Annotated in this window: 13 protein-coding genes; 7 read left to right on the top strand and 6 right to left on the bottom strand. The window is 45.0% G+C overall.

Annotated features, from left to right (window positions below; translation table 11 throughout):
• The first annotated feature begins 10 nt into the window (after window positions 1–10).
• Window positions 11–1,381, top strand: coding sequence for an RIP metalloprotease RseP (gene rseP / locus FTD44_RS12260; RefSeq protein WP_222166735.1), 1,371 nt, complete (start codon window positions 11–13; stop codon window positions 1,379–1,381).
• Between the two features lie 81 nt (window positions 1,382–1,462).
• Window positions 1,463–2,113: a heme exporter protein CcmB gene (locus FTD44_RS12255; RefSeq protein ID WP_317196838.1), complete on the top strand. Its 651-nt coding sequence runs from the start codon at window positions 1,463–1,465 to the stop codon at window positions 2,111–2,113.
• 77 nt (window positions 2,114–2,190) lie between these two features.
• On the opposite strand, the gene FTD44_RS12250 is transcribed toward FTD44_RS12255, so the two are convergent.
• Window positions 2,191–2,955, bottom strand: a complete 765-nt coding sequence (locus tag FTD44_RS12250) for a hypothetical protein (RefSeq protein WP_222166733.1) — start codon at window positions 2,953–2,955, stop codon at window positions 2,191–2,193.
• 297 nt (window positions 2,956–3,252) lie between these two features.
• Here FTD44_RS12250 and FTD44_RS12245 point away from each other — a divergent pair, with 297 nt between their 5' ends.
• From FTD44_RS12245 to FTD44_RS12225, 5 genes are all read left to right on the top strand, one after another.
• Window positions 3,253–4,002: a hypothetical protein gene (locus FTD44_RS12245; protein ID WP_222166732.1), complete on the top strand. Its 750-nt coding sequence runs from the start codon at window positions 3,253–3,255 to the stop codon at window positions 4,000–4,002.
• A 35-nt stretch (window positions 4,003–4,037) separates the two neighbouring features.
• Window positions 4,038–5,234 carry a hypothetical protein gene (locus tag FTD44_RS12240; protein ID WP_222166731.1) on the top strand — a complete coding sequence of 399 codons (1,197 nt, stop codon included), beginning with the start codon at window positions 4,038–4,040 and terminating at the stop codon, window positions 5,232–5,234.
• A 49-nt stretch (window positions 5,235–5,283) separates the two neighbouring features.
• The gene (locus FTD44_RS16095) at window positions 5,284–5,928 is read left to right on the top strand and encodes a phage tail protein (protein ID WP_246625430.1); all 645 of its coding nucleotides are present in this window, start codon (window positions 5,284–5,286) and stop codon (window positions 5,926–5,928) included.
• 194 nt (window positions 5,929–6,122) lie between these two features.
• The gene (locus FTD44_RS16090; RefSeq protein ID WP_246625429.1) at window positions 6,123–6,767 is read left to right on the top strand and encodes a phage tail protein; all 645 of its coding nucleotides are present in this window, start codon (window positions 6,123–6,125) and stop codon (window positions 6,765–6,767) included.
• A gap of 18 nt (window positions 6,768–6,785) precedes the next feature.
• A complete protein-coding gene (locus FTD44_RS12225) occupies window positions 6,786–8,207 on the top strand; it encodes a T9SS type A sorting domain-containing protein (protein ID WP_222166730.1) in 1,422 nt (473 codons plus the stop codon).
• Window positions 8,208–8,271: 64 nt separating this feature from the next.
• Here FTD44_RS12225 and FTD44_RS12220 read toward each other — a convergent pair whose 3' ends face one another.
• From FTD44_RS12220 to FTD44_RS12200, 5 genes are all read right to left on the bottom strand, one after another.
• On the bottom strand, window positions 8,272–11,409 hold the full coding sequence (locus FTD44_RS12220) for an efflux RND transporter permease subunit (RefSeq protein ID WP_222166729.1): 3,138 nt from the start codon (window positions 11,407–11,409) through the stop codon (window positions 8,272–8,274).
• 72 nt (window positions 11,410–11,481) lie between these two features.
• Window positions 11,482–12,585 (bottom strand): efflux RND transporter periplasmic adaptor subunit, encoded by a 1,104-nt coding sequence (locus FTD44_RS12215; RefSeq protein ID WP_222166728.1) that lies wholly within the window; start codon window positions 12,583–12,585, stop codon window positions 11,482–11,484.
• A 29-nt stretch (window positions 12,586–12,614) separates the two neighbouring features.
• On the bottom strand, window positions 12,615–13,898 hold the full coding sequence (locus FTD44_RS12210; RefSeq protein WP_222166727.1) for a TolC family protein: 1,284 nt from the start codon (window positions 13,896–13,898) through the stop codon (window positions 12,615–12,617).
• 93 nt (window positions 13,899–13,991) lie between these two features.
• Window positions 13,992–14,381 (bottom strand): hypothetical protein, encoded by a 390-nt coding sequence (locus tag FTD44_RS12205; protein WP_222166726.1) that lies wholly within the window; start codon window positions 14,379–14,381, stop codon window positions 13,992–13,994.
• Between the two features lie 460 nt (window positions 14,382–14,841).
• Window positions 14,842–21,153 carry a T9SS type A sorting domain-containing protein gene (locus FTD44_RS12200; protein WP_222166725.1) on the bottom strand — a complete coding sequence of 2,104 codons (6,312 nt, stop codon included), beginning with the start codon at window positions 21,151–21,153 and terminating at the stop codon, window positions 14,842–14,844.
• Window positions 21,154–21,527: the final 374 nt, after the last annotated feature.

Here is a 21,527-nt window from a genome sequence, read left to right as displayed (position 1 = left end):
AGAATTTCTCATGAGTGGACTTTGGGTGCAGATTGCACAATTTTTCGTAGCACTTTCCTTGCTGATCGTTTTACACGAGGGAGGGCACTTTTTCTTTGCACGCCTGTTCAAAACAAGGGTAGAAAAGTTCTATCTTTTCTTTGACTTTCTCTTCCCTTTCAGCAATATCCTGCCTTTCTCTTTATGGAAAAAGAAAAAAGGTGATACTGAATATGGTATCGGCTGGTTTCCCTTAGGTGGTTATGTAAAGATCGCCGGCATGGTGGACGAGAGCATGGACAAAGAGCAATTAGCCAAGCCACCAGAGCCATGGGAGTTCCGCAGCAAGAAACCCTGGCAGCGTCTGCTGATCATGCTGGGCGGGATTATCGTTAATATACTTACTGCATTTGTAATTTATGCTATGATCCTCTTTGTATGGGGAGAAAAAAAATTACCGATGGCTGAGCTGAAATCAGGTATCGAAGTAGCTGATAGCCTTGGTTATAAGCTGGGCTTTAAAGATGGCGACCAGGTAAAAAAGGTGAACGGTGAAACACTGGTTTACTATAACGATCTGATGCCGAAAATGCTGTATGCACACAATGTTACAGTGACCCGTAACGGCAAAGACACCACGTTTACCCTGCCGGTTAACTTTGTGGAGCAATTAGTAGATAATAAGAGTAAACTGTTATTTACCGTACCATTCCCTGCTGTAGTAAAAGGGGTGACCAAAGATAAACCTGCTGCACAAGCCGGTATCATGGCCAAAGATGTGATCGTAGCAGTAAACGGCCAACCTGCATCAACTTTAATGCAATTCAAAAATGCATTATTGCAGCATAAAGGTACTACCATACCTGTATCGGTATCCCGCAATGGTACACTGACTACAGTAAACACAGCAGTATTAGAAGACGGTACTATCGGTATTGAATTAAGACTGCCTGAAAATAATGACGAGCTGGCTGAAATGGCTAAGGTCAATATGGAAGTGAAAAAATACACTTTCATCCAGGCACTGCCTGCCGGTATGACTATGGCCAAAGATAAAATTGGTCAGTACTTAGGCCAGTTTAAACTGATTTTCAATCCTAAAACCGGTGCCTATAAAGGTGTGGGTGGTTTCGATTCCATGCGTAAGATCTTCCCTGAAGAGTGGCACTGGCAGTCGTTCTGGAATATCACTGCCTTTATCTCCCTGGCATTGGCGGTAATGAACCTGTTGCCTATCCCGGGATTGGATGGTGGCTATGTAATGTTTACCTTATGGGAAATGATTACGGGTCGCAAACCGAATGAGAAGTTTATGGAGATCGTCACGACCATAGGCCTGGTGCTCCTGCTGATCCTTATGGTAGCGGTCAACGCCAATGACATTCTGAAATACTTTAAATAATACATGATAAAGGGCTGCTGCAGAAGCGGCCCTTTTCTTTTGAATTACCTATTTTTGCAATCCAGGAAAAACAGATCGCACGTGAATACCGTATTAACTCTTATCAAGAAAGACATCCTGCTGGAATGGCGTCAGAAACATACATTCTTCAGTGTATTGCTGTATGTCAGCTGTACGGTGTTTGTGATCTATATGATGGCGGCACAACCCGAGACTAAAATCTGGAACGCTTTATTCTGGATCGCACAACTGTTCATCACGGTAAATACGGTAGCTAAAAGTTTCCTGCAGGAGAATACTGCCCGTAACCGGTACTACTTTACCATTGTGCCACCGGTACAATACCTGCTGGCTAAAATGATCTATAGTGTAGTCATGATGCTGATCATCTCTCTGCTTACCCTGGGCTTATTTTCCTTACTGCTGGGCTACCCCCTGCTGCGTCCCGGAATGTTTGTATCTGTCGTATGCCTGGGTGCAAGTTGCATGGCAGTGCTCTTTACCTTCTTATCTGCTATCGCTGCACAGGCTAAGCAGAATGCGGCCCTGATGGCTATTATGGGCTTCCCTATTGCTATTGTGATGCTGATGATGCTGAGCAAACTGTCTAATGCGGCTTTATCGAATGTGCTGCAGGAGGGCTGGATGATGCTGTTGCTGGTAATGCTGGGTATGAATTTCCTTATTTTAGGGATCGGGGTGATCCTGTTTCCTTTCCTCTGGAAAGAATAGTATATACAAAAATCTATGACATTAAAAAAGAGTGCTGTATCATAACAGCACTCTTTTTGTATCTGGTTTGCTTCACATTAGAAAGCGAAACCTAATCTGATACCAGTAACGATACCAGGAGTAAATGTAGCTGATTTACCAGCAGATTTGTTAGTAACTGTAGTAGTTACGTTGTTGAATGTTTGAGTCAATTCAGTTTCACCCATTGTAGTAGAAGTGTATCCTAAACCAGCTTCAACACCCAGGTATACGTTCTTAGCGATGTAGTAATCAGCACCAACCATCGCACGCACACCCCATACAGTGTTGTTCATGCTTTTAGAATCGAAAGAGTAACCAGACATGTATGTACCATTCTGAGTAGCATCTTCGCCATTAGCGTGTGCACTCATGTTACCAATGATGAAATCAGCAGCTACATAAGGAGACAGTCTTCTTGTACCCATGAAGTGTTTTTCAGCACCGATGTTGAACAATACAGTTGTGTTACGCTCTTTTACGAAACCTTCTGCGCTACCAGTACCGTAAGCATTAGTTCTTTCAAACTCGTTAGTGATGTTAGCACCCAGTCTTACAGCCCAGTCGTTAGTAACGAAATAACGGAAACGCAGCATACCTGCATTGTTGTTCAGGCTTAAACCTGTATTACCTAAACCACCTGTTAAACCTAACTCAGCAGTTACATTACCAGCGTGTGGTTTCAGGAATTCATGCTCAGCATTTTCGCCGCCCATGTTTCTGAAGCGTTTTCCATCACGACCAGAGTAAATACCTCTTTCTTCTTGTGCGTTAGCAGCCAGTGCAAATACAGACAGACCAACAATTGTCATTAATTTTTTCATAAAACAAAGTGATTATTTGATTGTAAAAAGTGGCGCAAATTACTCATTAATTTCAATATTTTGACATTTTTCGACAATTTGTCGAACTAATATATTGTTAAAGTCTAACCATCACAAAACCTTGCTACCCTTTAATTTAGGGGAAAAATCCCCTTTTTTTACAATTAAATAGCATTGAATTATATGATTAGAATAAAAAACATTTAGCTTTACATTAACGTATTCAAGTACATTTACATTAACACAATCAACTATATATAAAAACACTTCTATTCACTCCTCAAATTACTGTATTACATGAAACATTTTTACTCCGGATGGTGTAAGGCGATTTCCGTCTGTACATTCATCTTTGGTTGTCATACCCTGACCGCCCAGAATAACCTCGGTATAGGTACTGCCAGTCCCAGCGCCAGTGCAAAACTGGATGTAAGCAGTACCACACAAGGCTTGCTTACTCCGCGTATGACGCAGGCACAGCGTAACGCAATATCCTCTCCAGCTACCGGTTTACTGATCTATCAGACGGATAATACACCGGGATTTTACTTTTATAATGGAGCCTGGACCGCATTGAGTGGTAGTGGGGGCAGTAGTTCCAGTAACATTCTTTACAGTGAGCTGGCTGCTCAGTTTACTGTAAGCACCAGTTCTCCTACTTATTCCAATGTGGTAAGCTTAACGCTGGAGGCCAACAAAACGTACCGTATTACAGGTATGATCTACGGTCAAAGGGCAGGCGGTACCAATGCGCCGATGACGGTACGGTATACTTATTCTGGCAATGCAACGACCACTTTTGGGGTTAGCTATTCCGGTTCTCTGATTCCCGGTACGGTATTTAACAGCACGGGAACGCATGATCTTGAAGCAGCTGGTTTTGGCAACTCTGCGACTGCGACAGTGGGTATCCGATATACTGCCGACCTGATCATAAAAACCACCACGGGAGGTACATTTACGATCCAGACCGCAAGGACAACAACAAATACCACACTTGATTTTATCGTGAGAGAGGGAAGTTTCCTTATGGCTACGCCTATCTAAAATAATAAATACTCATAACCATATAATCAACTACTATGTTCTCAACTATACATATTAAACGATTGTTACTTGCAGTATCAGTGCTTGTAGCGGGTAGTACCCTATACGCCCAGAATAACCTCGGTATAGGTACTGCCAGTCCCAGCGCCAGTGCAAAACTGGATGTAAGCAGTACCACACAAGGCTTGCTTATGCCCAGAATGACACAGGGCGAGCGTGATGCCATCAGCAGCCCTGCTACTGGACTTATGATCTTCCAGACCAATAATACTCCTGGTTTCTATTACTACACGGGCTCTGCCTGGCAGGCAGTAAGCTCATCTGGCAGCAGCAGCTCTGGTGCCGATATCTATGGTAATGGTGCAACCGGTGCGCTTAGCGTAACTGTTGGTAACACTGTTGACTGGTCTGCATCACCTCCTTCTGATCTGAATTTTCAATTTTCCAGTATTACGATTGCAGGCACCCTGATTGTACCCAGTGGTACCAAAATACACTGTAGCGGTAACGTTTCTATTACCGGAACCATTACGGTGTTACCTGCTGGCAACACAAACTTTGCCACTGTTGGTGACAAAGGTATTGCGCATACGATAGCTGTATTCAGTACCAATACCTATGTACCACAGGGTGTGCGTACTGCATCTATTCCCAGCCTGATCAATATTCCTGTATACGGCGGCGGTAGCGGTGCCGGTGCCAGTAGTGGTACCAGTACCGGTGGTGGCGGTGGCGGATCGTTTGCGATCTACGCCAAAGGAACCATAACCGTAAGTGCAGGTGGGGTAGTTGCGGCCAACGGAGCCAACGCTATACTTGCCGATGCGGCCGCAAATAATGCCGGTGCCGGTGGCGGTGGCGGCGGACTTATTGTATTAATGTCCAAAGGCGCTATGAGTATAGCAGGAACCGTAAGAGCCAACGGAGGTAACGGAAGTGATGCAGCTACCGTAACGGGTAGTTACCGTGCAGGCGGTGGCGGCGGTGGCGGTGGTATCATTATCATGGCAGCTTCTGCTACGCCTAGTATAACCGGAACCTTACAGGTAAACGGTGGAGCTATCGGAGCTAATACTACTACTGGTACCTCTGCTGGCAGCTTCGGAGGTGCTGGTGGTGCATCTGGTGGTAACGGTGGTGTAGGCGGCATAGCCAATACAAGCCCGGCCACTGCAGGATCTACTGGTATCACCAAAACTATTGTTTCTGCCAGCCCGGAGAATCTCTATTAATCCAGCGATTCACAACTCAGTCTTTTTCACTATTAAACATAAAAACAAAATGAACAAAACAGTTACTCTGATCAAACAATCGATCTGCACCCTGGTATTAATGCTGAGCGCATGGACCATCCAGGCACAAAACAATGTGGGTATTGGTACTACCAGCCCATCCAGCAGTGCTAAACTGGAAGTAAACAGTACCACACAAGGTATGCTGATCCCACGCATGACTTCTGCACAAAGAGTCGCTATCAGCAGTCCGGCAACCGGCCTGATGGTGTACCAGACCGATGGTACTGCAGGATTTTATTTCTACAACGGTGGTAGCTGGGTTTCTCTAAGCAGTTATACACTGCCTTCTCAAACAGGCAATACCGGCAAAGTACTGAAAACAGATGGTGCCAATGCAAGCTGGCAGGATGCTGTAACTACAGAAGCAGTACGATTTTACATTTGTGTAGCAGGAATTTTCCCTTCTTATGACGACCTGGGTTATGAATATCATTCTATGGGTGAAATTATTATGCATGGCGGCAGCTTTAACAGCAGCGGAAGCTGGTTGCCTTGTAACGGACAGATCCTGAGCATTGCACAGAATTCAGCACTGTTTGCTATCCTGGGTACAACATATGGTGGTAACGGACAAACTACTTTTGCCCTGCCTAATCTGAATAACCCATCTAAGATCCCTACTGGTCGCTAACCTTATACAAAAGAACCTATGAATTTCAATTCTAAACAAACGCTGGACCTTAGTATTGTCGGTGCGGGTATTGCCTATACAATTACAACCATTGCAGGTTAGGTTTTACAGGCATCATCAAAGCAACTGTTTCGTATAATTCAGCGCTTGTCCATCTTCATCAGGTCTTTTTCACTAATTAAACTTAAAACAAAATGAACAAAACAAATACGCTCATCAAGCAGATAATCTGCACCCTGGTATTTATGCTGAGCGCATGGACCATCCAGGCACAAGATAACGTTGGTATCGGTACCACAAGTCCGGCAAGCAGTGCGAAGCTGGAAGTAAATAGTACCACACAAGGAATGCTGATTCCACGCATGACTTCTGCACAAAGAGTCGCTATCAGCAGTCCGGCAACCGGATTGATGGTATATCAGACCGATGGTACTGCAGGCTTTTATTTCTACAACGGCGGTAGCTGGATTTCTCTGAGTACTTATACCCTGCCTTCTCAAACAGGTAATGCCGGCAAAGTACTGAAAACAGATGGCGCCAATGCAAGCTGGCAGAATGCTGTAGCTACTGAGGGTGTTAGATTCTACATTTGTGTAGCTGGTATTTTCCCAAGCTATGATCACCTGGGCGGAGAATCTCATTCCATAGGTCAAATCATCATGCATGGCGGCAGCTTTAACAGCACCGGTAGTTGGTTACCTTGTAACGGACAGACCCTGAGCATTGCACAGAATACAGCACTGTTCTCTATCCTGGGTACCACTTATGGTGGTAACGGACAAACTACTTTTGCTCTGCCTAATCTGAATAACCCATCTAAAATCCCTACAGGTCGATAACCTTTAAAAAAAGAACTTATGAGCTTCAAATCTATAAAAACATTGGGCCTTGGCCTTACGGGTGTATGTATGGCACTTTCTGCATCAGCCCAGGTGTTCTATAACAATGGTGCGGAAATATTCGTCAACACCGGTGGTACCATGCAGGTAAACGGTGATATGACCAATGCCAGCGGCAGTACATTTACCAACAACGGTACGGTTACCGTAACTGGTATCCTGACCAATAACCAGACAATGGCTGCACCAACTACAGGTACACTTACCTTTAATGGTACCGGCGCACAAACGGTAAACGGAAGTGCACCCTACCTGGCCAAAGATGTGGTAATCAATAACCCTGCAGGGGTAACCCTGAATACGCCACTGGTAGTATCGGGTAATATGACCTTTACCTCTGGTGATATCGTTGCAGCCAGTACAACTACGCCAGTAACCTTTACCAGCACCGGTACTTATTCCGGTGCCTCTAACAGCAGCCACGTAAATGGCTATGTGGTTAAAGAAGGTACAGGTACCTTCAGCTATCCGGTAGGAAACGGTACCAGCCTGCAAAAGGTGGACCTGAACCTTTCTGCTAACGGAACAGGTATGCGGGTAAAGTATAACACAGGTAGTGCCGGTGGTAATAACTATACCACAACAGGCTCCGATGCTACGCCCCTGGCGGTTTACAATACCGGTGAATACTGGGATATGACTCCGCTGACTACTGCGACTGGTGCGGTGACTATTTACTGGGATAATGTAAATAATATTACGATCACCAGTACTTCAAGCCTGCGTGTAGCACATAAAAGTGGCGCAAACTGGCTGAATGAGGGTGGTCTGAACATTACCGGCAATACAACAGCAGGTAATGTAACGAGTAACCCGGTAAGTACCTGGAGTCCGTTTACTTTAGGCGCAACTTCTATTACTGCCCTGCCGGTACACTTACTGGATTTCACTGCAAAAGCAACGGATAAAGGTAGCCTGCTGGAATGGAATACCGTTTCTGAAGAGGAACAAACCCGCTATACTGTTGAACGTAGCGCTGATGCAAAAACATACAGCAGCATCGGAACAGTACAAGGTCTGGGAGAAAGCAAGAACAGCTATTCGTTCCTGGATGAACAACCATTAAGCCCGGTTAACTATTATCGTCTGCGCATTACAGAACCTGGTGCTGATGCAACTTACAGCCCGGTACGCCTGGTTCGTCATGAAGGCAAAGGCAGCTTAACCGTTAGCCCGGTTCCTGCTCATGACTACATTATGCTGACGAACAGCAATACAGCACTCAATGGCAAAACTGCCTGGATCAGTGACCTGCAAGGCAGATCTGTATTGAACTTTACGATAGCAGAGCAGGTACGTCTGTCTACAGATCACCTGGCTGCAGGTATGTACATTGTACATCTTCCTGATGGTCAGAATCTGAAGATTATTAAAGATTAATCCACTAAAATTCAAAACAAAAAAGGCCATGCATCATTGCATGGCCTTTACTTTTATAATCAGATTATCCCTGTATCAATCCGGCTTTTTTGAGCAGTTTACGATTCTTACGTTTATGGATTAAGTTATAGGCATAGCTATAAATAATCGGTAGAATCAACAGGGTAAGGATGGTGGAGGTCACCAGACCACCGATCACGACAATTGCCAATGGCTTCTGCGTTTCAGAGCCCACACCAGTACTGATCGCGGCCGGAATAAGGCCAATTGCAGCCATCAGGGCAGTCATTACTACCGGGCGAATGCGGGATACAACACCCTGATGTATCGCTTCATCCAGGTGCATTTTAGCCTCCAGGTTTTTACGGAATTCGGTAATCAGGATGACCCCGTTCTGTATACATACCCCAAACAGGGCAATGAAACCGATACCAGCGGAGATACTGAAGTTCATATGGGTAACATGCAAGGCCAGTATACCTCCGATCAATGCGAACGGTACATTCATAATCGTCAGCAAGGCATCTTTTGCATTACCGAAAGTAACGAACAGGATCATAAAAATACCCAGTAAGCAAAGCGGTACCACATTACTCAATGTATTGCTGGCTCTTTGTGCATTTTCAAATTCACCATTCCAGGTCATTGTATAGCCCTGTGGCAGTTTAATGTTTTTAGCCACAAGTGCCTGTGCTTCTTTAATCGTACTACCCAGATCACGACCACGGATAGAGAACTTAACCGGGATATAGCGGGAGTTATTATCCCGATACACGAAACTCGCACCAATCAAGGATTTGGAGGTACTGATCTCGCTGATCGGAATCTTGGCACCATCCTGTGTCGGTACCATCAGGCGGGCAATTTTATCATCTGCATCACGGAACTCTTTGGCATAACGTACCCGTATATCAAACTTACGTTCTCCCTCATACAGCTGGGTAGCGGCCTTACCCCCGATTGCCATTTCAATCACCGAGTTGGCATCCTGGATATTCACACCATACATGGCCATTTTTTGCTGATCCAGTTCGATGCGATACTCGGGCTGTCCGAGGTTACGCAATACACCCAGGTCTTCTATACCCTGTACTTTCTTTAACTGATCCATTACCTTGTTGGATAAGGAGTCGAGTGTATTAAAATCCTGACCGAATATTTTAACCGCGAGAGAAGCCGGAACACCCGCTACTGCCTCATCTACGTTATCACGGATCGGCTGAGAATAGTTGTATAATACGCCGGGGATTTTGCTGAGCTGGTCATTCATCTTATCTACCAGCTTATCCGTAGTAACCCCTTTAGGCCAGTCTTCTTTTTGTTTAAGATCAACTGCGATCTCTACGTTGAAAAAGCCTTTGGGATCGGTACCATCTACGGTACGGCCTACCTGTGCCAGGGTATGATTTACTTCCGGAAATTTCTCAATAATTTCCATCATCTTACGCGCCACCTCATTGCTCTGATCTAATGACGAACTCATAGGCAACTGCGCTTTTACCCACAAGGCACCTTCATCCAGCTCCGGCAGGAACTCAGAACCCAGGAATTTGGCAGAACCAAAAGACAGGGCCATAAATACCAGTGCAGACAGGAAGCTCACTTTAGGATGCGAATAGGTCCAGCGGAATGCACGTCCTATATATTTTTCAAAGAAATGTACGACTACATTATGCTTCTCTTTTACATTCTTACGCAGCAGTACACTGGACAATGCAGGCACCAGGGTAAGGGTGTACAAAAGCGCTCCCAGCAAGGCAAAGCCCAGTGTAAAGGCTAATGGAGAGAACATTTTACCTTCTACTTTCTGGAAGGCGAAAATCGGAATCAGACAGGTAATGATAATCAGTTTGGAGAAGAAGATGGACTTACCCATTTCTGCGCCTACCTGCTTGAACAATCCTAGCTTAGCCAGTTTATTAAAGCGTTCCATGCCGACTTCTCTCGACTTATGATCGAGGGCTACAAATATCCCTTCGACCATAACGACGGCACCATCGATAATAATACCAAAGTCTACCGCTCCCATCGATAGTAAGTTTGCAGACATGCCCCGCATGCGCATGAGCATAAACGCAAATAATAAAGAAAGCGGTACGATGATGCCCACAATAAGCGTAGTGCGCCAGTCAGCCATAAAGATGAGTACAATGAGCGTTACCAGCACAATACCCTCAACCAGGTTATGCAGTACCGTATGTGTTGCATACTCCATCAGATGGGTACGATCATAGAAGGGTACGATCTTTACATCTTTGGGCAGGATATTATTATTCAGTTCATCTACTTTGGCATGGATCAGGTCCAGTACCTCTTTGGCATTTTCGCCTTTACGCATCACAACAATACCTTCTACGACATCGTCATTATTATCTAGATGAACCTGCCCCAGGCGCGGCTTTTCGGTCTCTACGACTTTAGCCACATTCTTTACCAGGATAGGTACGCCATTAGCCTTAGTGACAATAATATTATTGATCTCATCAATATTGTTCAGCAAACCGATACCGCGTACGATATAGCTCTGTCCGTTCTTTTCGATCACATCGCCACCGACATTGATATTACTTTTATTCACCGCTTCATACACGTCCAGGGCCGATAAACCATAGTTGGCAATATCCTGCGGGTCTACCCTTACTTCGTAAATTTTCTCTCCGCCACTGAATGTATTTACATCAGCAACACCTGGTATAGACTTGAACTTGCGGTCCAGCACCCACTCCTGTATGGTATTGAGCTCACGGATGTTGCGTGTCTTGCTCTTCAGTATATAACGGTATACCTCTCCGGTAGGACCATATGGTGGCTGCACATCCGGCGACGCACCATCGGGAAGGTCGGCCCCTCCTATGCGGCTCATAACCTGCTGGCGGGCAAAGGCATCATCTACATGATCATCAAAGATGAGGCGGATATAGCTCAGACCAAAGGAAGAGGTCGAACGCAGGTTGATCTTGCTCTGCACCGAATTTAACTGTGTTTCCAGCGGTATGGTTACGAAGCGTTCTACTTCTTCTGCACTGCGGCCGGGCCACTGTGTGATGATAATGATCTGTGTATTGGTTACATCGGGAAATGTCTCGATGGGTGTTTTGGTATAACTTACATACCCGATTACAGCCATGACAGCTGTCAGGAAAAACACCAGGTATCTGTGTCTGAGGGAAAAGTGTATGACCCCCTTAATTACTTTATTCATGTGGAAAATATTTTTAAACTGCCACAGCACTCATGTACCGGGCATTGTTTGTGATAGATACGATACGGTACCTTAATATTTCTGTAGTTCTTCAAAAAGGAGGGACTGGTATTTAGTCACTACTTTCTGTCCTAATTTCAGGTCTTCTGCCTGGATGAATGTGAGGTCATCGGCCTTCTTGATCACATGCACTTCTACAATCTGCAGGTCATCTTTGGCATTAAATACCACGACATAATTTTTACTGTCGACAGATATCAGGGAACTGGTAGGAATACAGGTAGCCGTACTACCTTCTGTATTTTCCACAATTACTTTTACAAACATTTCCGGTTTCAGCAGCAGGTCTTTATTGGCCAGGCTTATTCTTACCGCCATAGATTTATTCTCGGGGTCCAGCACATCGCCTACTTTTTCAATCTTGCCTTCAAACACTTTATCCGGGTAAGACATTGGTATGATCTTTACGCTATAGCCTTGTTTTACTTTCGGAATGTCGGACTCATACACGTTAGCATTTACCCAAACATTGCTCAAGTTTGATACGGTGAAAATATTCTTAGCATCATCAGAACGAATGAAAGCGCCTGTGGTAGCGTTTTTAGCCACTACATAACCATCTATCGGGGAGGTCAGTGTATAGTTACCGCTTTGTGTAGCACCGCTACCACCATTAATGCTGATCTGTGCTTTGATACGATTGGCCTGTGCCAGTGTTTTCTGATAGTTTTGCTTTGCTTCTACATACTCACGTTCGCTGCTGATACCGTTTTTGTACAGGTTTTCTGCACTTTCCATTTCTCTTTTAGAAATCGATATATCGGCATTGGCGCTGTTCAGGTCACTGTAGCTACCGGCTACATCGGCACTTTTGATTACGGCCAGTACCTGGCCTCTATGTACAAAATCGCCCAGAGACACCGTAGTAGAAACGATCTGTCCACTACTGCGGGGAAATATATTCACTACATTATTCTCATTGAAACTTACGCTACCGGTAAGGGTCAGCTGATCTACTACCGTACTGGTGCGTACGGAGTCCAGCTGTATCATGTTCATCATCGTGTCACTGATGACGTATTTTTTATTGGTATTATCCTGTGGTTGTTCTTTACTGCCGCAGGCGGTAGCCCATACCAGCATGCATAATACGGGAATGCTTATCTTAAAATTCATGGTTATTATTTTGTTTTGGGGGAAATAAATTATTTAACAAGATCCGCTCCGGACTGGAAGTTCAGTTCTTCCTTGGCCAGTTGCAATTGCAGGGCCAGGTTGGATTTCTGGCTCATTACATCCAGGTATGCCTGGTGGTAATCGATAAATTCTACAAGGCTCAGCTGACGCTGCTTATAGCTCTGCACGATATTGTCATACAAGGCATCATAGTCTTTGTAGAATGCATCCTGGTTATCGGCATTCATCTTCTGTACCGCGAACAGTTTGTTGTATGCTGCTGCTACATTGTTCTGCAGTGCAATACGCTTATTATCGACCACAGCCTGTTGAGACCTGATCTGGAATTGAGCGGCCTTGATATTACCCTGGTTACGGTTGAATACCGGTATAGGAATACTCAGTCCCAGCCCCCAGTAATTAGGTGTATAGTTACTATTCTGATCAAAATTGGGAGAGATGGTCAGATCCGGTACGGCCATGGCTTTCTGTACTGCCAGGTTTTGAGTAGTACCGGTCAGCCGGTAGTTCTCAATTTTATACTCCGGATTATACTCGATTGCAGTAGTCATGGCATCCTGCAACTGAGGCAGTACCACCTTGTTATTCATCTGTTCAGATGGTATCAGTATACTTTGCGGACCGGTTTGCAGTAAGGTACGCAGACTAGCCTCCAGGTCTTCGATCTGCTGGTGGTTATCCGCTATTTTCTGGTGCAGTGTCAGTTGTAATGCCTGCAGCCGAAGCAAATCTTTACGGGCAATATTACCGGCCTGTAATTGTGCCTGCATCCCTTTGACCAGCTGGTCCAGGTGGCCATCTTCTTCTGCATATAAACGGGAGAGATTCAGCGCCTGAATCAGTGTATAATAGTTATTACGTAACTCTAGCTTCAGTGTACGCATGAGGTCGATAAACTGCCAGTAGGTAATTGTCGCATTGGTACCTGCCAGCGCTACATTTTTGGACCTTTTACCACCCAGTTGTATCAGCTGCTCCACCTGTACCAGGAACTGGCCTCTTGGTGTACCGTCAGGGTTGACACCATGCTCGAAAAAGCGGCGATTGGCATATACATTCTGGTCTGTGCTCAGCACCGGATTATCCCAGAGCCTGGCCTGCGTGATCAGGGCACTGTCCGCATTAACCTGATAATGCTGTGCCAGTAATAATAAGTTTTTTTCTAAAAAGGTCTGCTCAACCTCGTTCAGGTTGACGCGAAGGGTATCGCTGGTTTGGGCATAGGTATGCGCACTGCATACCCACATTATGAACATTGCTCCCGCAATGCCCAGTAAGGTTTTCCGCTTCATTTAATTTAATCGTATTAAATATAAGATATACACCTGTACCATAGATACAAGCAAAACAAACATAATACACACATATGCGTATTACAAATATACTTAGACTAAATTAAATTTGGGAGGGGGAGGATTGATCTCTTTGTAATAAAGAAAATCGTATTTATCGGTATACTCTGTATATTTTACAGGAGCATGTTCCGTAATAGACTGTAATTCGAATTGTCGGATTTCCTGTATTGCTACATCAAAGAACTTGGCAGTCTTGGTGATGTGCTTGATAGGATGATGGTGGCCCGTATCTTGTTCAGGAAACGCATTTACCTGACCGAAAGTGATCTCCACGAGATACTCCAGTACAGAGTCGATCTGGTTGAACATAGATACCTTATGTCCTTTGCCGTCTTTGACTTTAATATAAAACCCCGAACTATAGACGCTCATATTCATGATCTGAAGCGCCAATAGCATCACGATGAACTTCTTGCTCAATATGTGGAATTTCCTGGTCAAGTTCGGAATGGGCTTTTGGTAATTTTGGTACAAATGTAGAAACAGTTCGGGCTAATTCCTAGTTAACACACTGTTATGTAACATTTTGATTTTTTTAATAGTCAGCAAATATAACAGTTTAACTCAAGTATGAATACAGAATGCACTTTTTAACAAAAAAAATATCTGGGCAGGCTAAAAATAAACAGGCCAGATGCGCTGCTCTGGCCTGTTAAGGTACACTCCTCTACTATTTGAAACAAATCAAACACTAAAACTAGAATCCTCCTTGTTTTAATCTTTATGTAAAAAAATGGTTTATTTATACCGGTACCAAAAAGTACCGTATTATATGAATATAGCATAAGAACTTCCCGCAGTGCGGTAAATAACAAACCCGCCTGCGATAAGCAGGCGGGTTGTCTTGTGCATTAAAGTATGTGCAATATCAATTTATAGCTTATTCTTTAATCACTTTATAACTGCTCCTCACACCATTCTCTTTCACTACGGAGATGATGTATAAGCCCGGTGCATAGTGACCCATGTTGACCATATGGCTGGCTACATTATCCGTTTTAATTGTTACCATAACCTGTCCGGTAGCATTGGTAATTACAATCTTGTTGCTGCCACTCAGCCCCTGAATCCATAACTCACTGCGGACAGGGTTAGGCAGGATGCGGATTGTATTTTCGGTTTGTGCAAAGCCGACCATTCTAACCGGGCTGTATACATAGTTACCGTCAAAGTCTGTTTGCTTCAGGCGATAGAAGTTATTACCGTTCACAGGTTCTTTATGGGTAAATGCGTATTGCAATGCTGCATTGCTGTTACCAGAAGCAGCCAGGCTATTGACAAAACCGATAGTATTCCAGTTGCGGGCATCAGTACTATGCTCTACTGCGAAACCTTTGTTATGCTGCTCGCTGGCTGTAGTCCAGTCTAATACAACCTTACCTTGTCCTTTGGTTGCGGTAAAGGTAGTCAGCTGAACCGGCAACACAGTCTGTACATTTTCTGTAGAAGACAGGTATACAAAGCTGTAGAAGGAATTGATGTTATGGAACTCTACATAGCTCACGCCATTTTCTACGCCTGTTGCATCCGGAGTGATCGCAACAGCTTTACCAGTCAGGAATACACCATCACTGTACACATCGGTCAGCACTGAATCTGCATTACCTTCGTATTTAAACCAGCTGTTGGTTACCGCACCCGGTACAATAGTTGCATTCATTTCGCTCTGGCTGTAGTATATTCTTACTTTACCGGTTGATAATGCTCCGGCATTACCGTTTACGACGGTAGTAATACGAGGCATCAGGTTGGTTGTGCGGGTACCATCATCGTAGCCGATACCTTCTGGTGTAATCACAACATCGAAGTTGTTTAACTCTGTAGTTGTATATCCGGCCATACCCAGCATTTTTTGTGTCGGGTTACCAGTCTGATAATACTGGATCCACTCACCTACTCCACAGTTATTGTTATACTGGTCTGTAGTTTCTGTTACCGCAGGCAGGTATACCACGCCATTGGCCAGTGGGGTCAGTTTAGCAAATGTGAAGAAGCTGGTTCCGTTCGGGAAAGCATGGGTTACGTCATAGTCCGTTCCGTTAACGGTAAGCGGCAAAACGGTCAGGTTATTCGTAAAGGTACTGTCATTTGCAAACAGGATCGCATAGCTGCCACAAGCATCGCCCAGAGGCAGTGTAGTGGTACCTACCGAAGCTACAGGGAAGCGGATCAGCATCTCGTTAGCCACATTGGTATTCTGTACTTTCCATACACGGTTCATACGACGTGCATTGTTTGTACCACCTGCATAGTTAAATGCAGTGTAAGTGGTCGCTGTATTGGTCATAGCTTGCGTATTGCCATTGTCGCCCCATAACAGGAACTGACCATCAGTCAGTGTTGCAGGGTTCAGGTCGTTGGTAGAGTCGATCTCTCCCAGGCCCATAATCACCTGATTGTTGGCATTTGCCATCTGGCTGCGGCTTTGTTTCTGCAGTAATGCAGAGATATAATCGTAACCCACACCGGCCACATTGTGGTAATAGGTGGCGTTGGTTGCGGCATTCCATACTACTACATTCTGAGCAGTTGTGTAGTTGTTGCTGCTCTGCAGGGTAATACCATATTTGATCGCCAGGTAAGATTCTACTTTGTTTCTTTCCGCAGGAGTAATATTACCATTACCATAAATGATTACCTCACCCAGGTCGCCGGTAAAGCCGGCATTATCACTACCATTGCTGGAGAACTGTGTAGAACCGAATGCATGACCACCATTGAATTGACCTCTTGCCGAGTTGGTGCCTGCAGTACCATTAGCGGCGCCATTCACCCCTTTCGATACATCGATATCGCTGAATTTATTGTACATGATACTCGGACTATTTGTGGAGTACAAGATACTGCCAGGATTAGCAAGGTATCTGTTGCTGTATCCAACATTCATACGTTCGATACGCTGGTCGGCCAGGATACCGATACCATCCCAATAGTTAATGCTTCCGCTCTGGTCTGCATTATTCACCAGGGCACTGAAGATTCTGCCATTAGCACCAGGAGATACGCCTTCTTTGGTCAGGGTGAAGATGTCATAGTTCAGACTGGTAACCGTTTGTACATTCAGATTGCCCAGAGACTGGTTTGCGGAGGTAAACTTAACACCAGGGTTATAGTTAAAATATGTGCTGCCGCCCAGTGTCGAAACCGGCTGTGCATTATCGCCTAACTGCGCGGAAACAGTACCGGAAGTAAAGTCTGTCCATGAAGTTACACTCGAACCTGTAGCCGCAGATTCTGCAAATTTATCTGCTCTGTACCAGTAGCTGAGGTTATTGGTAACCCCGCCCGGAGCCTGGATGAAAGCTGCAAAGGTGAAGTACTGGCCATTGGCAAGGGTAACATCTGCATAGTTATATTCTACGCCATTTACTACCTGGCTGCTGATCATATCAGTGATTACATCAGAAGAAGAGATGGTTTCATCAGTACTCTGGATCAGCTTCAGATTAGCATATCCTTTAGGCCATGCTACACGTACTGTTCCCACAGTACCGGTATTCTGTACTTTCCAGATCGATCCGAAACGATAGTTTACACCAGTAATGCCGGCAATAGATACCGTAGGCGCTTTAGCCAGATTATTATCACCCCAGATCAGGAACTGACCGTTGGTCATTAACCCGGAGTTAGCTGCATTAGTGCTTTCCAGACCGGTAGTACTTACCAGTACCTGCTGGCCTGCATTGACACTTCTCGATTGTTTTTGATTTAAGGAACCTACGTCATCTCTACCGATACCGGCAATGTTACTATTATAGCCAACATTTGTAGTCGCTGCATCCCATATCACTGCACTGGAAGAGCTCACATAATTTTGTGCGCTGGTCTGATCCAGGGTAATGCCATACTTCAGTGCCAGATAACTATGAATTCTGGACAGATCTGCATTGGTCATATCACCGCCGGTAGGATTGTGATACAATACCACTTCGGCAATATCACCACTAAAGTTATCGCCGGTTGTACCGTCTGCACCGATATAAGCACCAGTAGTAGGCAGCGAATAGTTACCCCCGGTATACGGATATGGTGATGGGTACACCTTCATCAGGCCATTATAGAATCCTCTCTGATTGGCAGGGCTACCGGTCTTTGGTAATATTGCAGAATAGATACCAAAGTTATTCGGAGTAGCTATGGCAGCAGCAGCTACATTGTAGTTGTTACCGATTGCAGGGATTGCTGTATTACTACCTGCTCCGGAATAGAAGAATCCATCATCATTACCAGCTATGGCAAAAAGACTGCGGGTAGCAGTATTACGCTGCGGGTTTCTGGCAACTACGATGTAGTGAACAGAACCTGCAGTATTTAAGTAAGCGGTAGTGTTGTTACGTAAATAATTGTTTGTACCATCAAAACTAACGGTAGGATTAAAGTTCCAGGTGCTGGTATAAGTTGTCTGATCATTATAAGGCAGTACAGCAGTACCACTTGGTGTCAGATTCACCGCATTGGTAGTTGTGGTAGCCCATTCAGTAACCATCTTATTCGCATCTGTAGTCACACCGTTGTCGGCTTTATACCACAAAGACAGATCGGTGCCTACACCACCCGGACCAGCGATATAGCCTCCGAAAGTGAAGTAATTTCCGTTTGTCAGTGTAACATCTGCATAGTTGTATACCACACCATTTATGGTTTGTGTATTCACGCTCATATCCGTTCTCACATCACTTGCATCAAATACAGCATCGATACTCTGGATCAGCGAAAGGTTTACAATACCGGCAGGCCATGCTACGCGTACGGTGCCAACTGTATTTGTATTTTGTACTTTCCAGATGGCTGCGAAACGCAGGTTGAGTCCTGATATGCCAGTCAATGGTGTAGAAAGCGCTTTAGCCAGACCATTGTCGCCCCAGATCAGGTACTGACCGTTAGTCAGGGCAGCACTGTTTGATGCATTGGTATTGGCAAGACCAGTAGTACCGACCAGGACTTGCTGTCCGCTAACGTTACTACGGGATTGTTTCTGATTTAATGCACTGTTTTCATCATTAACCAGACCGGCAATGCTGTTGTTATACCCATTATTGATGGTGGTATCCCAAACCACTACTGAAGTACTGCTCAGGTAGTTCGTGGTATTGGTACCGGCATCATTTTTTAAGGTTATACCATATTTAAGGGCGAGGTAAGAATTGATTCTTTGCTTTTCATCACCACCAGAATTCTGGTGGTCTACACTGTAGGCAAATACTTCTGACATGGCGCCCTGGTATTGCTCATACCCGGTTGCGGTAAGGTTATACCCTTCTGAACCGATAGCAAAATTAGCCGCACTATTTACACTACCGACATTATATGATGGTGTAGAGAACAGTTGTCCGTCTATGTTCATATACATCCCATTGGTGCTGCCACGCCAGGACATGCCGCCGATATGAGCCGGTTTGGTATTTAAGGTAACCGAACTATTAGTATTCAATACCGTTCCGTTATCGCGGGTCAGATAATACGCGTTATCTCCTCTTACCAGGTTAGGATCATCATCGCCCCAACCGTATGGAGTACGCCATCCGCCCACTGTAGAGTTGAGCATGACGCCATAAGCAGAACCCGGACTGGTAGTAGTCGGGAAGTAGTTATCATTAAGTCTGTAGAAGAAATCGTTCGTTCCATCGAAATAGTAGAATGGATTAAAGTTGAACGTATAGTTTCTGTTATTGGCCGTATAGCTGGCATTGGTCACCAGTGCAGGCTGATAAGTAGCATTATTGGTCTGGATTACATCTCTTCCGTTACCGGATATGTCTTTCCAGATATTTTTCTGCCCGGCAGCAGCCGTACCGTCATCGGCTTTATGCCACATGAGTAAGCCGGTAGTTACCCCACCAGGGCCTGCCAGTTTCGCACCGAATGTAAAGTACTGACCGTTGGTCAGGGTTACATCTGCATAATTGTATACCACCCCGTTTATGGTAGTGGAGTTAGCAGTCATACCAGTAATCGCATTACCGGTTGCAAAAGTCGCATCTGTACTCTGGATCAGGCTCAGATTGGTTAAGCCTTGCGGCCAGGCCACTCTTACCGTACCTACAGTACCTGTATTCTGCACCTGCCATACTGCAGCGAAACGATGGCTCAGACCACTTCCGGTAAAGGAAACCGTAGGCACTTTAGCCAGTCCGTTATCGCCCCAGATCAGGTATTGACCATTACTCAGTCCGCTTGCATTCGCAGCATTAGTATTGGCCATGCCGGTAGTACCGATCAGCACCTGTGTACCCGTATTGGTGCTCCAGGATTGCTTTTGATGTAATGCACCATTATCGTCACGGGCGATACCGGCAATATTGCTTTTATACCCGGTATGTGCGGCGGCAGTCCATACTGCAACACCTGCTGCGTTTTTATAATCTTTAGTACCACTTGCGTACGTAGTACCGTATTTAATAGCCAGATAGCTTTCCAGCTGATCGGTCTGAGCAGCAGTAAGCCTGTCTTCAAAAACCAATATCTCATTCAGCTGACCGCTGAATGAACCATAGTTATCATCGGCACCGATACGCAGATCGCGTGCGCCGGTACTCTGATTAGCATTATTTAACTGAGACCCGATATAATCGGCACGGTCTCCGTTCATGGATACAGTAGCTGCAGCATAGTTTGCATTGGTACCGCCACCATTCTGCCATCCCGATCCAGCATTAAAATACATATTTGCTTTCAGCGCATTGGGACTTAAGCCCTGGTATCCTGGCCCTCCGGTAAAGAACAGTACCTGGTTTGTGTTCGAAAAAAGGTGCAGTCCCGGATAATCCATAGAAGAATGGAAGCCGAGAAAGCCATTTCTTTTCAAAACATTTACATACCCCGCTGCATAGAGCGATCCGTTGACCCGGTCAATGATGTTGACACCGGTACCCGCACTGAACTGCATCCAGTCATTGCTTCCGTCAAATGTAACGGTAGGGTTAAAGTTGGCAAGTGTAGTGCTTGCGGAAAACACAGGTCTGCTGCCTGCTGTTGACTGGAGCAGGTTAAACCCGGTGCCCTGGTATTCGTTCCATTGCTGTATTGTCGTGTTGTTGCCGGCACTCGTAATGCCCGCATCTGAAAATAAGCTGGATACCACATCGGCCCGGTACCATGCCGTAACAGGTACTCCGCCCGGATTTTGTGCCAGTGTCGGAATACTCAATGACAGGTTAACCGCCAGTACCTTCCAAAGTAGATTTCGTTTCATAGAGAAAAAATTGAGTAATACAATAAAGGTTAGAACAAGCACAGCAGCGGTTTACTGATACATAGATGTAGTCTGAAAAGACGGTCATCATCACATTTTTATGCGGGGCCACTGTGTATTTTTCCAAGGTGTTATGTATCAAAAGTAGAGCGGGAAACGAAGGCGGTTAAAAACTTACGAACAAGTCGAATTGTCTTATTGAACATTCCGCACTCAGGCATTAACACTATGTACAAAACCCCTTGTCCGGCATTAAGAGAGGACAAAAACAGGCACCGGATCAGAAGGAATATGATTAGTACATAATATTTTAATTATTGAATCAGATCGAATTATTATACTTTCGGAGATTACGATATGGAGAAAATGCTTCG

Origin of the sequence: Edaphocola aurantiacus (assembly GCF_019797745.1) — a bacterium.
GTDB classification, from domain to species: Bacteria; Bacteroidota; Bacteroidia; order Chitinophagales; family Chitinophagaceae; genus Edaphocola; species Edaphocola aurantiacus.
This window is presented reverse-complemented; position numbering and strand designations above follow the sequence as displayed.

What these genes read in the sequence shown, in the direction of transcription:
- rseP (WP_222166735.1), top strand. Translation starts at nt 11, where the DNA reads ATGAGTGGACTTTGGGTGCAGATTGCACAATTTTTCGTAGCACTTTCC.
- FTD44_RS12250 (WP_222166733.1), bottom strand. Translation starts at nt 2,955, where the DNA reads ATGAAAAAATTAATGACAATTGTTGGTCTGTCTGTATTTGCACTGGCT.
- FTD44_RS12245 (WP_222166732.1), top strand. Translation starts at nt 3,253, where the DNA reads ATGAAACATTTTTACTCCGGATGGTGTAAGGCGATTTCCGTCTGTACA.
- FTD44_RS12240 (WP_222166731.1), top strand. Translation starts at nt 4,038, where the DNA reads ATGTTCTCAACTATACATATTAAACGATTGTTACTTGCAGTATCAGTG.
- FTD44_RS16095 (WP_246625430.1), top strand. Translation starts at nt 5,284, where the DNA reads ATGAACAAAACAGTTACTCTGATCAAACAATCGATCTGCACCCTGGTA.
- FTD44_RS16090 (WP_246625429.1), top strand. Translation starts at nt 6,123, where the DNA reads ATGAACAAAACAAATACGCTCATCAAGCAGATAATCTGCACCCTGGTA.
- FTD44_RS12225 (WP_222166730.1), top strand. Translation starts at nt 6,786, where the DNA reads ATGAGCTTCAAATCTATAAAAACATTGGGCCTTGGCCTTACGGGTGTA.
- FTD44_RS12220 (WP_222166729.1), bottom strand. Translation starts at nt 11,409, where the DNA reads ATGAATAAAGTAATTAAGGGGGTCATACACTTTTCCCTCAGACACAGA.
- FTD44_RS12215 (WP_222166728.1), bottom strand. Translation starts at nt 12,585, where the DNA reads ATGAATTTTAAGATAAGCATTCCCGTATTATGCATGCTGGTATGGGCT.
- FTD44_RS12210 (WP_222166727.1), bottom strand. Translation starts at nt 13,898, where the DNA reads ATGAAGCGGAAAACCTTACTGGGCATTGCGGGAGCAATGTTCATAATG.
- FTD44_RS12200 (WP_222166725.1), bottom strand. Translation starts at nt 21,153, where the DNA reads ATGAAACGAAATCTACTTTGGAAGGTACTGGCGGTTAACCTGTCATTG.